Source organism: Xanthomonas sp. WHRI 6108 (genome assembly GCF_040202385.2).
In the GTDB taxonomy this organism is placed as follows: Bacteria; Pseudomonadota; Gammaproteobacteria; order Xanthomonadales; family Xanthomonadaceae; genus Xanthomonas; species Xanthomonas arboricola.
In genome coordinates this window covers 526,581-539,717 of the sequence record NZ_CP168198.1, presented here as the reverse complement: position 1 = coordinate 539,717, position 13,137 = coordinate 526,581, and the positions used below count along the sequence as shown (strand labels likewise).

Here is a 13,137-nt window from a genome sequence, read left to right as displayed (position 1 = left end):
GCGGCGCGCAGCGCTCACTGGCCCGGGCGCCGCATGCGGAAGCGTGCCTGCGCCTGCACTTCGAAATAGTCGGCGGCGCCGCCGGCGCGCAGAATCGTCTGCACGGCTGCGGGATCGTAGATGCCGTCCTGCAACGCCGCGTGCGCCAGATGCACGCCGACCACTTCGCCCAGGACCAGCCAGGTTTCGATGGCCTGCCCGGCTGCGCTCTGCAGCGGCAATAGCTGGCTGAGCCGGCATTCGAAACTGACCGGACTGGCTGCCACGCGCGGGGCACCGATCAGCCGCGATGGCGCCATCTGCAGCTCGGCCAGCACGAACTCGTCGACCTCCGCCGGCACCATCGCCGCACTGGCGTTCATTGCCTCGGCCAACGGGCGCGTGGCCAGGTTCCAGCTGAACTCGCCGGTGGCTTCGATATTGCGCAGGCTGTCCTTGCGGCCGATGCTGGCGAAGCCGACGATCGGCGGCACGTAGTTGAACGCATTGAAGAAGCTGTAAGGGGCCAGATTGGCGATGCCCTCGGCGCTGCGCGAGCCGATCCAGCCGATCGGCCGCGGACCGACGATGGCGTTGAACGGATCGTGCGGCAGCCCGTGGCCCTGGCCTGGTTCGTAGAAGTGGAAGCTGTCGCTGGCGGTGCTCATCGTGATCCGGATGCAGGTGTGAACGAAGCGAAACGGGGAGCCGGCCGCATGCTGGCGCACAGGCAATTGCAGGCATTGCGCGCATCGATCGCTGGTGCATCGATGGCGCCGAAGACTGCATCGAGACCGACAAGGGTTGCGGCAGCCGTTGCGACGTGTGTGCTGTGCATTTCGATCAACGCTGCAGGAAGTTTTTCAGCAAGGCATGACCGTGCTGGGTCAGGATCGACTCGGGGTGGAACTGCACGCCTTCGACCGGAAACTGGCGATGACGCAGGCCCATGATCTCCTCGATCGAGCCATCCGGATTCTCGGTCCAGGCGGTGACTTCCAGCGCGTCGGGCAAGGTGGTCTTGTCCACCACCAGCGAGTGGTAGCGGGTTGCCTCGTAACTGTCCGGCAGGCCGGCGAACACGCCCTTGCCCTGGTGGCGGATCGGCGAGGTCTTGCCATGCATGATGGTGTCGGCGCGGATCACATCGCCGCCGTAGACCTGCCCAATGCTTTGATGGCCCAGGCACACGCCCAGGATCGGCGTGGTCTGGCCCAGTTGCTCGATCAGCTGCAGCGAGATACCGGCCTCGTTCGGGGTACACGGGCCGGGCGAGATCACGATGCGCTCGGGCCTGAGCGCGGCGATCTGATCTACGCTCATCGCGTCGTTGCGCACCACCGTGACCTCGGCGCCCAGCGCCTGCAGGTACTGCACGAGGTTGTAGGTGAAGCTGTCGTAGTTGTCGAGCATCAGCAGCATGGCAAAGGACTCATTGCGCGATCAGAAGACCGCATAGATATTTTGGGTGAAGGTCAGGCTGCCGGCGTCAGGTGACTCTGCGATCGGCGATGGCGCGGCATGACTGCCACGCACCTGACCAGCATCGAGCGAACCGGGATAGGCAACATTTCGGCGTTCGAGTTGCTTCATCTGTTTCGCTCCATCTGGTGCGCATGCTCACGGCACGCCGCGATGAAGCGCGGCAACATCCGCGCAGAGCCGATCGACCGACGCGGCCGTAGTCGCCCACGAGGTCACGAAGCGGATCACCTGACTGCCATCGGCGCGCACTTCCCAGCGCTCGAAGTCGTAGCCTTGCGCCAGCTGCGTGGCCTGCTGCGCGCTGACGGCGATGAACTGCTGGTTGGTCGGCGAATCGCTGGTGAACTGCGCGCCAGCGGCCAGCAATCCCGCGCGCAGGCGCTGGGCCATCGCATTGGCGTGTGCGGCCAGCGCGAAGAACAGGCCATCTTCGAACAGAGTGGCAAACTGCGATCCCAGCAACATGCCCTTGGCCAGCAACGCGCCGCGTTGCTTGATCAGGTAGCGGAAGTCGGCCTGCAAGGCAGGAGTGACGATGACCAGCGCTTCGCCGAGCAAGGCACCGTTCTTGGTGCCGCCGATGTAGAACGCATCGGTCAACGCGGCGATCGTGGGCAGATCCAGATCGTTGCCGTCGGCGGTCAGTGCGGCGCCCAGGCGTGCACCATCCAGATACAGCAGCAGATCGTGCGCGCGACAGAAACGCGACAGCGCCTCGAGCTCGGCACGGCTGTAGATGGTGCCACTCTCGGTGCTGTTGGAGATGTAGACCAGGCGCGGTTGCACCATGTGCTCGTTGCCGTGCACATCCAGCAATGGCTGGATCAGCGCCGGGGTCAGCTTGTCGTGCAACGCGGGTACGGTCAGCACCTTGTGGCCGGTCGCTTCGATGGCGCCGGTTTCGTGCGTGGCGATGTGCCCCGCTTCCACCGCGATCACCGCCTGATGCGGGCGCAGGAACGCCGCGATCGCGGTCAGGTTGGTCTGGGTACCGCCGACCAGCAAATGCACCTCGGCCTGCGCCTGCGCGACTGCGCTGCGGATCAACGCAACCGCACGCGCGGTATGCCGATCGGTGCCGTAGCCGGCGTTCTGCTCGGCGCTGGCCTGCGCCAAGGCCTGCAGCAGGCGCGGGTGCGCGCCCTCGCTGTAATCGTTGCGGAAGCTGATGCGCGCAGCGTTGCCCTGCCCGTCCATCACAGCCCCTTGGCCGCCTGCGCGACCGCACGGAACAGCGCGCGGCCCTTGTTCATGGTCTCCTGCCATTCCAGATCCGGGTCGGAGTCGTAGACCACGCCGCCGCCGGCCTGCACGTACAGATACCCATCCTGGATCACCGCCGTGCGGATCGCGATGGCGGTGTCGGCATCGCCGTGCCAGCCGATGTAACCGACCGCGCCGGAATAGACGTTGCGCTTGACCGGCTCCAGCTCGCGGATGATCTCCAGCGCGCGGATCTTTGGCGCGCCGCTGACGGTGCCGGCCGGGAAGGTCGCACGCAGCACGTCGCTGTAATTCAGGCCGGCCTTGAGCGTGCCGGTGACCTCGCTGACGATGTGCATGACGTGGCTATAGCGTTCGATCACGAACTGCTCGCCCACCTTGACCGTGCCCGGTTCGGCCACGCGGCCGACATCGTTACGACCGAGATCGATCAGCATCACGTGCTCGGCGCGCTCTTTCGGGTCGGCCAGCAGTTCGGCCTCCAGCGCCTTGTCCTGCTCGGGCGTGGCACCACGCGGGCGGGTGCCAGCGATCGGCCGCACGGTGACCACCCCATCGCGCAGGCGCGCCAGGATTTCCGGCGAGGAGCCCACCACCTGCGTGCCGCCGACATCGAGAAAATACATGTACGGCGAGGGATTGAGCGCGCGCAGCGCGCGATACACATCCACCGGACGCGCACGGAACGGAACGCGCAAGCGTTGCGACGGCACCACCTGGAAGATGTCGCCGGCGCGCACGTATTCCTGCGCCTTGCGCACCACCGCGTGATATTCCTCGCGGGTAAACGAGGAGTGGAAGTCCGACTCGTCGATCGCATCGGAAACCTGCGCCTGCGGATACCCGGCACCGCCCTGACGCAGCCGATGCGCCAGTTCGTCCAGGCGCCGGTTGGCGCGCACATAGGCCTGCGGCTGGCGCGGGTCGGCGTGCACGATCAGGTACAGCCGATCCTTGAGGTTGTCGAACACCGCCAGCTCTTCGGACAGCATCAGCAGGATGTCCGGCGTGCCCAGCTCATCGGGTTTGTTGCCGCTGCCCAGGCGCGGTTCGATGTACTGGATGCACTCGAAGCCGAACCAGCCGACCAGGCCGCCGGTGAAGCCGGGCAGGCCGTCGAGCTGCGGCACCGAGTGCTCGGCGCGCAAGGCGTCCACTTCGGCCAGCGGGTCGGCGACCTCGCGGGTTTCCAGTACTTCGCCGTGCTCGCTGATTTCCAGCGTATGCCCGCGGAAGCTGTACACGCGCCGCGCCGGCAGGCCGATGATGGAATAGCGGCCGAAGCGTTCGCCACCTTCGACCGATTCGAACAGATAGGTGTAGGGGCCGTCGGCGAGTTTCAGATAGACCGACAGCGGCGTGTCCAGGTCGGACAGCACTTCGCGGACGACGGGGATACGGGTGTGACCTTCAGCGGCCTGGCGCTGGAACTGCTCTGCAGTGATCAAGACGACTTTCCTTCCGGGACTCTGTGGCGGGGCGGACGACGGCAACGGGCCACCATCGCCACCAGCGGCGAGCGGAAGAGAAGGAGCGTGGAGTCGTCAAGCGGGACACGTCCCTACTGTAGCGCAACTGCCGCGCCAGGGCAGCAAGCCCGAGGCGAAAGCCAAGCAAATTGCGAAGCCGGGCGGGCCAGCCTGGCGCAGAACAGCCAGCCCACGCTCTACCGATTCCCCAATCCCGATTCCCCACCCTCAAGCGCTCCGCAACGGGCACTCCACCGGCAAATGCATCCGCAACCGCGCCGGCACGCATTCGATGCGAAAATGCAGCGAAGTTTCCGGCTCGCCATCCAGGTTCAAGGTCAGCGGCTGATGGGCGACGATCTCCAGCCACGGCAGCCGCGCACGCACGGCCACACGTTCCAGCGCGGCCTGTTTGCCGCCGGTGACCAGGGTGCCGAGGGTGGCGGCCACTTCGCCGTTGAGCGCGGGCACGATGGTGACGTCGAGCAGGCCATCGTCGATCAAGGCCTCCGGGCACAGCGCCTGGCCGCCGCCGGCCTGCCGCCCGTTGCCCAGGCCAAGCGCGATGAACTCGCCTTCCCAGTTGAAATCCGGGCCGCTGAAGCGGGCGCTGATCGGGTCGATCCGCCCCAGCCGCGACATGCCGGTGATCAGATACGCCAGGCCACCGAGCATCTTCTTCAGGCCTTCGTCGGTTTCAACGGTGACCTGGGTGCCGAACCCGCCACTGGCGACGTTGGCGCACCAGTGCGGGCCGTGCTCGGCATCGATGCGCAGCAGGTCGATCGGCTCGGCGGGGCGCTCGGCGATCAGCGTCAACGCAGCGAGCGGTTCGATCGGCAGGTTGGCGGCAGTGGCGAAGTCGTTGGCGGTGCCCAGCGGCACCAGGCCCAGCGATGGCAGCGTGGCGGCGTCGGCGGTGTGATGCGCCAGTGCGGCAGCCACTTCGCTCAAGGTGCCGTCACCGCCGGCCGCGATCACGGTGTGGGCGCCGTCGGCAACCGCTTCGCCGACATAGCGCTCGGCATCGCCGTCTTCCCAGGTGACCCGCACCTCGAGCTGGATGCCGCGCTTGCGCAGCGCTCCCACCGCCTCACGCAGATCCAGATTGTCGGTGGACTTGCCGTTGAGGATCAGACGCCAGTGGGACGCGGCCATGCACGCTGCCAATGCTGTGGGGGTGGTGGACGCAGGCTAGCAGCGGCCCGCTGCGCGCATCGTGAATACGCAATGTCGCCGGGCTGTCATCGGCATGTCACCGATGACCCGGAGGATGGAAGGCCATAGCAGGGACGACGGGCGGAGGCAGGATCAGCCTCCAATTTTTCTCGAAGGCCGCTCCCAGGGGAGCGGCCTTCTCTTTGCGTGCCGCGGCGGCGCGCAGGCCGCGCTCAGGCGCCGGCGGCGAACGCGGCCAGGCGCTCGCCGTCGAGCCGGTAGACGGTCCAGCCGTCCATCGGGCGCGCACCGGCCGCCTGATAGAAGTCGATGGCCGGCTGGTTCCAGTCCAGCACCGACCATTCGAAACGCCCGCAGCCACGCTGCACGGCCAACCGGGCCAGGTGCCGCAGCAAGGCCAGACCGGCACCCTGCCCGCGCGCCTGCGGGCGCACGAACAGGTCTTCCAGATACAGGCCGTTGCGGCCGAGCCAGGTCGAGTAATTGAAGAAATACACCGCAAATCCCAGGGCCTGGCCGTCCTGCTCGCAGATCAGCGCATGCGCGGTGGCGTCCTCGCCGAACAGGCTGGCGCGCAGGTCCTGCGGGCTGGCCTTGACCGCATCGGGCTCGCGTTCGTACACCGCCAGTGCGGTGATCAGCTCATGCAGCAGCGCCACATCGTCAGGCGTGGCGGCGCGGATCTGCAGCGCGGGCGCGCTCATCGCACCGCATCCACCGCCGCGCGCATCTGCGCGATCACCTGCGCATAGTCGGGTGCGTTGAAGATCGCCGAGCCGGCGACGAAGGTGTCGGCACCGGCGGCAGCGATCGCGCCGATGTTGTCGGCCTTGACCCCGCCATCGATCTCCAGCCGGATCGGCTTGCCCAGGGCGTCGATCCTGCTGCGGATGGCGCGCAGCTTGTCCAGCGCCGAGGGAATGAAGGCCTGCCCGCCGAAGCCGGGATTGACCGACATCACCAGCACCAGATCCAGCTCCGGCAGCACCCAGTCCAGAATGTCCACCGGGGTGGCCGGGTTGAGCACCAGGCCGGCCTTGCAGCCGTGCGACTTGATCAGCTGGATCGTGCGATGTACATGGCGGCTGGCTTCGGGATGGAAGCTGATGGTGGTGGCGCCGGCCTCGGCGAAGTCCGGCACGATGCGGTCCACCGGCTCGACCATCAGGTGCACGTCGATCGGCGCGGTGATGCCGTGCTTGCGCAGCGCCTGGCACACCATCGGGCCGATGGTGAGGTTGGGCACGTAATGGTTGTCCATCACGTCGAAGTGCACCCAGTCGGCGCCGGCCTTCAGGACGTTGTTCACTTCCTCGCCCAGACGGGCGAAATCGGCGGACAGGATGGACGGGGCAATCGCCGTCGGTTGCATGGGCAGCTCGTCAAGGAACGGGAAACACATTGTCGCAGGCGCGCAAAGCCAGTGCATCCGCAGCGGTCCAGGCTGCGTATGCACCTGAACCGGCGCACCGCGCCCTTTCGCCAAGGACACCGCATGAAGACCACCCCGCTCGCCTCCGCTGCGCTTGTTTTGATGGCCCTCGCCCCGTCCGCCTGGGCCCAGACCGGCCCGGCCGACTGGTCAGGTTTCTCGATCGGCGCCAATGTCGGCGGCGCAGACGTCAGCGGCGTTTCCGGCGGCCGCTTCGGCTTCGACACCAACCTGGATGGCCGCGACGGCGACCAGGTCAGCACCCCGACCGGCGCCGATGCCTTCTCGCCCGGCTTCTGCGGCGGCGCGGCGGCCGGGCGCACCCCGGCCAGTGGCTGCAGCAAGGACAAGGGCGGCGCCGAATACGGTGCGCGGCTGGGCTACGACTGGCAGGCCGGCAACTGGGTCTACGGCGTCGTTGCCGAGTACACCCGTAACGACCTGCGCGATAGCGTCAGCGCCTTCAGCACCACCCCGGCGTTCTACACCTTCACCCGCCAGCTCAACCGCACCGCCGCACTGCGCGGCCGTATCGGTTATGCCTTTGGCGCGCAGGGCGACTTTCTGGCCTATTTCACCGCCGGCGTGGCACGCGGCGAGTTCGACCACAGCTTCTCCAGCAGCAACACCGCCAACAGCTTCACCAGCAGCGGCGGCGACAGCGCCGACGGCTACCAGGCCGGCCTGGGCCTGCAGCGCCGCCTGAGCGACAACGTCTCGGTCGGTGTGGAATACCTGTTCACCCGCCTGCAGGACGAAGACACCCGCGTGCGGGTCGGGCCGGGGACCGCGCCGGCGACCAACCCGTTTCTGCGCGTCAATCCGGCCGGCACCGACCTGCGTCGCAGCGATACCGACTTTTCGTCGAATGCGGTGCGCCTGACGGCGACCTATCGCTTCTGAGTGCTTAGCGTCCGAGTGACCGCGCCTGACCTGTCATGGGTCGGGCGTTTTCATTTATGGCGCCCATGCCGACCCTGTGCGGGTGCCTGGCAGCGATATTGCAGCGTAGGCTGGATCAGCGTTTGCGCAGGCGCTGGATCCGATCGTAGGCCGCATTGATCTGGCTGGCCTTCTTCTCCGCCTGGCGGCGTGCTTCCGGCTCGGCGTTGGCCACCTTGTCCGGGTGGTAACGCGACATCAGCCGGCGGTAGGCCAGGTCGATCTCGGCGGTGGTGGCGTCCGGCTCCAGTCCCAGCGCTTCGTACGGGTTGTCGGCGCGGCGCTTGAACCAGCCGGCGTCCACCGCATGCCCGATCGCCAGGCCGATCATCAGCCCGAGTACCGGCGCGCCGCGGAACAGCAGGGCGCCGGCCAGTGCGCCGAGCAGTTTTCCGTACCAGGACATGGGCGATCGGGGGCGGGAAGGCGGGCTGGCGATCTTACCCGAACGCCCGCCCGGCCTGGCTGACGCGGCATGCACGCCGGCCACCGGGGCGGCCCCAATAAATCCAGCGGCGCGCGCCGAAGCGCCGTACACTACGCGGCCCGCTGCCCACCCGCGGGCCCGCCGGGTCCCGGGGACAGCGTCATTGCGACGTCCTTAGGAGTGCCTGTGTCGACCACGCTGTTGCAATCCGATCTGCCCGGCCTGCCGTTGCGTCACCGTGGCAAGGTCCGCGATGTCTTCGACATTCCCCGCGAGCGCCTGCCCGCCGATGCGCCCCCGGGCGATTATCTGTTGATGGTGGCGACCGACCGCCTGTCCGCGTTCGACGTGGTGCTGCCCGACCCGATCCCCGGCAAGGGCGAGATGCTGTGCCAGGTCTCCAACTTCTGGTTCCACAAGACCGAACACCTGATGCCCAACCATCTGGTCGACATCAGCGTGGAGCAGGTCTTGCCCGAAGGCGTGGACCCGGCGCTGTATGCCAAGCGCGCCGTGGTCACGCGCAAGCTCAAGCCGGTGCCGGTGGAAGCGATCGCACGCGGCTACCTGATCGGCAGCGGCTGGAAGGATTACCAGCGCACCGGCAAGATCAGCGGCATCGAACTTCCCGACGGCCTGCGCCAGGCCGAGAAACTGCCCGAGCCGATCTTTACCCCGTCGACCAAGGCCGCAGTCGGCGACCATGACGAAAACATCGACTTCGACGCGATGGTCATGACCGTCGGCGCCGAGCTTGCCGAACGCGTCCGCGATGCCACCTTGCGCATCTACCGTTTCGCCGCCGACTTTGCCGCCGAGCGCGGCATTCTGCTGGCCGACACCAAGTTCGAGTTCGGCACCGATGCCGATGGCCGCCTGTACATCATGGACGAGATGCTGACCCCGGACTCGTCGCGTTACTGGCCGGCCGACCAGTACGAACTCGGCACCAGCCCGCCCAGCTACGACAAGCAGTTCGTGCGCGATTATCTGGAAACCCTGAACTGGGGCAAGACCGCACCCGGCCCCAGCCTGCCGGCAGAAGTGATCGAACGCACGCGCGCAAAATATGCCGAAGCATTGCAGCGGTTGGCGGGCATTTCGGTCGATTGATCTCCAAGGCCCCGCTCCTGGGGCTTTGATGCTGTATTAAAGCAACAATGGCGGGCAGCGCTCTTTATTGGGCGCTGAAAGATGCACCTGACGCGGTCTGTTGCCCAGAAAAGTCGCAATGGCGCTCTCATACTTTTCATTCCGCAGCCGCGTCGGACAGAAACCTCCGTATTACCGCGTCATTGCGATTCCTGCAGACAGCGTCGCCGGATGCAAGAACAACCCGGCATGCGGAACATATGGCGACAGGCCGATCCAACGCCCGAAGAGCTCCACTGGCGAGAGCTGCCATGCCGCCGCACCGGGGCAATACGTCGGCGACTGCGCGCAGGGATGGGTGGGTGCGGATGCACTCGATGTATTTTCAAACGGGATATAGTCAGCCGCACCATACCGGATAAATCTCCGGCCAAACCATGATCAAATCATCATGACTTTTGCGCAGGATCGATCGAGATAACCCGGCTTTGCTGACTGCAATCAATGGCCGTGGACTCACCCGAGCACCGGGGCCACCGTCAGGCTGCTTGTTCTGCGAGGGTATTGGCCTGCCGCACGCCGGCCAGTTTGCGCAAGCCACGACTCTGCCAGCCTTCACACATTGGCAAGCAGCGCGCGTATAACATCCCGCCCGCGCTCCAGTTGCCCCGCAATGATCAGGAGGATCCCTTGGCCCGTTTCCGAACGTCCCTGCATGCTCTCGCACTGAGCCTGGCGCTGGTCGCCTGCAAGCCGCAAGCAGAGCCAGCCGGCGCAGCGACGCCTGCTGCGAATGCAGCACCTGCAGCCTCGGCACCCGCCACTGCTCCGGCAACGCCTGCGCAGGCGACAACCTGCCCCAGCGCCGACTTCTCTGCATTTCTGAAAAGCTTCAGTGCAGACATTGCAGTGCAGGAAAAGGCCACCGCCGATCCGCTGACGATGATCCAGCTCGACCCGGACGCACAGCCCGAGCCCGCCCCGGTCACCCGCACGGTTCCGCTGGCCAAGGTCGAATGGCCTGTCATTCCCAACCTGGAGGCAGCCCGCAACGGCGGCCGCGAGGTCACGATTTCCGAAGAGGCCGATGGCCGCCAGGTACTGGTCCGCACGCCGGACACCGGCGATCAGCAGGTCTACCACTTCGCCCAGCGCCCCTGCTGGATGCTGGTTAAGGTGGACGACCAGTCCCTTTAATCAGCGCGCTAGTGGCGACACTGGTAATGGCATATCCGCCAACGTTTCAGGAGATAACCTTGCGTCCTTTCCGACTGATCGGCCCTGCATTGGCAGTTGCACTCGCGGCCTGTAACGGACCTCAAGCTGGCGGTGCGACCGGGCAGTCGACCCCCGCTGCCGGTACCGCGGCGACGCAGCCGTCCGCACCTGCCGCACCAACCCCCGCAACACCGACACAAGGGACTGTACCTATGGGCACGATAGACTCCTTCATTCCGGCGGGATCGAAGGCTCTAGAGACCATCCGTGGCGATCTGACTGGCGCGGGCCGCTCCGATGCGTTGATGGTGATTTCACCACCCTCCAGCGGCGCCGAAAAACTTGGCGATGGACAACCGCGTACGGTGGTGTTGCTGACGCAGACCGCAGACGGTGCGCTGCGGAAGGCCTCAGAAAACAGCAAGATCGTGCCATGCGCCCGTTGCGGCGGTCTGGCAGGCGACCCCTACGCGTTTTCGCGCATCCAGACCGGGCAATTCACCATTTCCATTTCCGGCGGATCGCGCGAGCGCTGGGCAGACGACTTCACGTTCAAGTATTCGGCAGACAAGCAGACCTGGTTGCTGGACAAGGTGGTGCGTGACCTGTCCGATACCGAGACCGAGCAGCACAACACCCTGGAATTGACCGCCAAAGACTTCGGCACGGTGGCGTTTCAGGAGTTTGATCCATCCACATTGAAGAAAGCTGCGGCATTGGACGACGCCGCAGCCGAGAAGGCGAATTAAAGGGACGTAATGGTTTGCACGGACAAGGAAGGAGTCCGTTATTTCATGTTGCTGAGAAATGAGGAGTTACACCATGGCAACCGATCGTGAAACAGGACTGCTCCAGTCAGCCTATGCTGCAGGCATTACCCAGCCGAAGGAGCTGGCAAACTTCATGGCCCAGGTGGGTCATGAATCGATGGGCCTCAACCGCCTGGAAGAAGGGTTCCGCTATACGCACGGATCCTCACAGGTGAGTTCGAAGGTGCGCTCCGCACTGCGTGAGGGCCCCGAAGCCCTGGAGCAGGCACGTCTGGATGCCCTGCGCGGGCAACCGGAAAAACTGGCCGAATTGATGTATGGCGGACGCATGGGCAATAACGAGCCCGGCGACGGCTACCTGTACCGTGGCCGCGGTTATATGCAGCTCACCGGCAAGGACCAATATCGTGCGGCGGGCGAAGCGTTGAACCTGGATCTGGTGGCACACCCCGATCTGGCGGCACAACCTGAAAACGCATCCCGCATCGCCACTTGGTACTGGCAAAACAACGTGCCGCAGGCCGCCAGGCAGGACGCGCATGCGGCAGGTGTTGCGATCAACGGCGGCGATCCGCCAAATGGATTGGCCGACCGCGAGAACCGGTTTGCCCGCTGGCAGCGCGATATCACTCCAGAGCTGATGAACAACCTGGCCCATGGCCAGCTCGGACAGCCGGTGCAGCACACTGCACCAGCACCTGTGCAGCCACAGCATGGTGGATCCAGCTCGTTTCAGCAGACGATGGAACGGATGCTCCCACCGCAGAACGGGACGGCACCGCACATCACCGGCCATTACGGCGAGCATCGCAGTGCCCGTGATCACGGCGGTACCGACTTCAACTACCAGGGTGGCCAGACAGGCCGCAACATGCAGCACCCGACGGTGCATTCGCCGGTCGCCGGAACCGTCACCTTCGCGGGCGGCAACTACGGCACCGTCAAGATTCGCGATGCACAGGGCAACTCGCACGAGATCCTGCACCTGGACGCGCTCAAGGTGAAGGAAGGTCAGACGCTGTCTGCAGGCGATGCCATCGGCACGATGGGTGGACGCGGCCCGAACGGTAACAGCCAGTACGCGCAGCACGTGCATTACCAGCTGCGCGATGCCAACGGCAAGCTGACCAGTCCGGAGACATTCTGGAATCAGGGCCATCAGCAGGAGTCCGGCGCGCGCCACCCCCAGCCGGCGACAGCGGGTGGCAATGGCACGCTGCGGCATGGCGAGCAAGGCAGTGATGTCGGCAAGCTGCAGCAGGACCTCAACCGTCTCGGCGTGCGCGATGCGCAGGGCAACCGGCTTGCCGAGGATGGCCGCTTTGGCGACAACACGCGTGAGGCGGTGATTGCGTTCCAGAAGCAGCACGGGCTGCAGCCCGATGGCGTGGTGGGGCGCAACACGCAGGCCGCGTTGTCCGCACAACCGGCCCAGGCACAGGCAGTGCAGACGCCGGTTGCTGCACCCAAGGGGCCGTCGCTCGACGATGCCTCGCATCCGGACCATGCCTTGCACAACGCAATCCGCAGCAAGCTGCCCAGCATGATCTCCAACGAGACCGCGGCCCACGTCACCCTGCAGGCCAAGCAGAACGGTATCGATTCGGCAGACAAACTGCAGAACGTCACCGTGCAGGATGGCAAGGCATTTGTCATGGGCACCACGCCGGGCTTCCGTGCGGCGGTGGATCTGAACCAGCCAGCTCCCCCGCTGGAGCAGACCAGTGCGCAATTGCTGGCTGGCCAGGCTTCGCAGCAGCGTGCGCAGGATGAGCAGCAGCGGGTTGCGATCGGCGGCCGCTGACGGTTCAACGCCGCAGCACGAAAAACCGGCCAGATGTCTGGCCGGTTTTTTTGTGTCTGTCTGCTTTCGACAGTAGCCCCGAGAGCGGCGCTGCGGCCGCGCCTGACTGCACACGC

14 protein-coding genes and 1 pseudogene are annotated in these 13,137 nt (G+C 65.8%); 6 read left to right on the top strand and 9 right to left on the bottom strand.

Annotation, left to right across the window (positions count from 1 at the left end; genetic code table 11):
- Positions 1–14 precede the first annotated feature (14 nt).
- The 8 genes from ABQ039_RS02315 to rpe form a co-directional block, all read right to left on the bottom strand.
- The gene (locus ABQ039_RS02315) at positions 15–647 is read right to left on the bottom strand and encodes a flavin reductase family protein (protein WP_016902430.1); all 633 of its coding nucleotides are present in this window, start codon (positions 645–647) and stop codon (positions 15–17) included.
- A 175-nt stretch (positions 648–822) separates the two neighbouring features.
- Positions 823–1,401 (bottom strand): aminodeoxychorismate/anthranilate synthase component II, encoded by a 579-nt coding sequence (locus ABQ039_RS02310; RefSeq protein ID WP_024938197.1) that lies wholly within the window; start codon positions 1,399–1,401, stop codon positions 823–825.
- A 21-nt stretch (positions 1,402–1,422) separates the two neighbouring features.
- Positions 1,423–1,572 carry a hypothetical protein gene (locus ABQ039_RS02305; protein ID WP_349778101.1) on the bottom strand — a complete coding sequence of 50 codons (150 nt, stop codon included), beginning with the start codon at positions 1,570–1,572 and terminating at the stop codon, positions 1,423–1,425.
- A gap of 27 nt (positions 1,573–1,599) precedes the next feature.
- Positions 1,600–2,661, bottom strand: coding sequence for an aminotransferase class I/II-fold pyridoxal phosphate-dependent enzyme (locus ABQ039_RS02300; protein WP_349778100.1), 1,062 nt, complete (start codon positions 2,659–2,661; stop codon positions 1,600–1,602).
- The gene (trpE, locus tag ABQ039_RS02295; RefSeq protein ID WP_184609994.1) at positions 2,661–4,136 is read right to left on the bottom strand and encodes an anthranilate synthase component I; all 1,476 of its coding nucleotides are present in this window, start codon (positions 4,134–4,136) and stop codon (positions 2,661–2,663) included. Before trpE ends, ABQ039_RS02300 begins: the two co-directional genes overlap by 1 nt.
- 249 nt (positions 4,137–4,385) lie before the next feature.
- Positions 4,386–5,315 carry a lipid kinase YegS gene (gene yegS, locus ABQ039_RS02290; protein WP_126965267.1) on the bottom strand — a complete coding sequence of 310 codons (930 nt, stop codon included), beginning with the start codon at positions 5,313–5,315 and terminating at the stop codon, positions 4,386–4,388.
- A gap of 233 nt (positions 5,316–5,548) precedes the next feature.
- Positions 5,549–6,040, bottom strand: a complete 492-nt coding sequence (locus ABQ039_RS02285; RefSeq protein WP_349778099.1) for a GNAT family N-acetyltransferase — start codon at positions 6,038–6,040, stop codon at positions 5,549–5,551.
- A complete protein-coding gene (rpe, locus tag ABQ039_RS02280) occupies positions 6,037–6,708 on the bottom strand; it encodes a ribulose-phosphate 3-epimerase (protein ID WP_349778098.1) in 672 nt (223 codons plus the stop codon). Before rpe ends, ABQ039_RS02285 begins: the two co-directional genes overlap by 4 nt.
- Before the next feature lie 123 nt (positions 6,709–6,831).
- On the opposite strand from rpe, the gene ABQ039_RS02275 reads away from it, so the two are divergent.
- Positions 6,832–7,671, top strand: a complete 840-nt coding sequence (locus ABQ039_RS02275; RefSeq protein ID WP_039511280.1) for an outer membrane protein — start codon at positions 6,832–6,834, stop codon at positions 7,669–7,671.
- 115 nt (positions 7,672–7,786) lie between these two features.
- Here ABQ039_RS02275 and ABQ039_RS02270 read toward each other — a convergent pair whose 3' ends face one another.
- Complete coding sequence (locus tag ABQ039_RS02270) at positions 7,787–8,116, bottom strand: DnaJ family molecular chaperone (protein ID WP_016901358.1); 330 nt, start codon at positions 8,114–8,116, stop codon at positions 7,787–7,789.
- A gap of 207 nt (positions 8,117–8,323) precedes the next feature.
- On the opposite strand from ABQ039_RS02270, the gene ABQ039_RS02265 reads away from it, so the two are divergent.
- The 5 genes and pseudogenes from ABQ039_RS02265 to ABQ039_RS02245 all read left to right on the top strand — a co-directional run bounded on the left by ABQ039_RS02265 (position 8,324) and on the right by ABQ039_RS02245 (position 13,021).
- Entirely contained in the window at positions 8,324–9,250 is a 927-nt protein-coding gene (locus ABQ039_RS02265; protein WP_184609992.1) for a phosphoribosylaminoimidazolesuccinocarboxamide synthase, read from the top strand.
- A gap of 148 nt (positions 9,251–9,398) precedes the next feature.
- Positions 9,399–9,629: pseudogene (locus tag ABQ039_RS02260) on the top strand (hypothetical protein); the annotation flags it as partial.
- A gap of 290 nt (positions 9,630–9,919) precedes the next feature.
- Positions 9,920–10,426, top strand: a complete 507-nt coding sequence (locus ABQ039_RS02255) for a hypothetical protein (protein WP_104577324.1) — start codon at positions 9,920–9,922, stop codon at positions 10,424–10,426.
- Between the two features lie 233 nt (positions 10,427–10,659).
- Complete coding sequence (locus tag ABQ039_RS02250; RefSeq protein ID WP_184609990.1) at positions 10,660–11,196, top strand: hypothetical protein; 537 nt, start codon at positions 10,660–10,662, stop codon at positions 11,194–11,196.
- Positions 11,197–11,269: 73 nt separating this feature from the next.
- On the top strand, positions 11,270–13,021 hold the full coding sequence (locus ABQ039_RS02245; protein ID WP_221232370.1) for a peptidoglycan-binding protein: 1,752 nt from the start codon (positions 11,270–11,272) through the stop codon (positions 13,019–13,021).
- Positions 13,022–13,137: the final 116 nt, after the last annotated feature.

Bases quoted from the DNA above. Each gene is read 5' to 3' on its own strand.
- ABQ039_RS02315 (WP_016902430.1), bottom strand. From the start codon at position 647: ATGAGCACCGCCAGCGACAGCTTCCACTTCTACGAACCAGGCCAGGGC.
- ABQ039_RS02310 (WP_024938197.1), bottom strand. From the start codon at position 1,401: ATGCTGCTGATGCTCGACAACTACGACAGCTTCACCTACAACCTCGTG.
- ABQ039_RS02305 (WP_349778101.1), bottom strand. From the start codon at position 1,572: ATGAAGCAACTCGAACGCCGAAATGTTGCCTATCCCGGTTCGCTCGAT.
- ABQ039_RS02300 (WP_349778100.1), bottom strand. From the start codon at position 2,661: ATGGACGGGCAGGGCAACGCTGCGCGCATCAGCTTCCGCAACGATTAC.
- yegS (WP_126965267.1), bottom strand. From the start codon at position 5,315: ATGGCCGCGTCCCACTGGCGTCTGATCCTCAACGGCAAGTCCACCGAC.
- ABQ039_RS02285 (WP_349778099.1), bottom strand. From the start codon at position 6,040: ATGAGCGCGCCCGCGCTGCAGATCCGCGCCGCCACGCCTGACGATGTG.
- rpe (WP_349778098.1), bottom strand. From the start codon at position 6,708: ATGCAACCGACGGCGATTGCCCCGTCCATCCTGTCCGCCGATTTCGCC.
- ABQ039_RS02275 (WP_039511280.1), top strand. From the start codon at position 6,832: ATGAAGACCACCCCGCTCGCCTCCGCTGCGCTTGTTTTGATGGCCCTC.
- ABQ039_RS02270 (WP_016901358.1), bottom strand. From the start codon at position 8,116: ATGTCCTGGTACGGAAAACTGCTCGGCGCACTGGCCGGCGCCCTGCTG.
- ABQ039_RS02250 (WP_184609990.1), top strand. From the start codon at position 10,660: ATGGGCACGATAGACTCCTTCATTCCGGCGGGATCGAAGGCTCTAGAG.
- ABQ039_RS02245 (WP_221232370.1), top strand. From the start codon at position 11,270: ATGGCAACCGATCGTGAAACAGGACTGCTCCAGTCAGCCTATGCTGCA.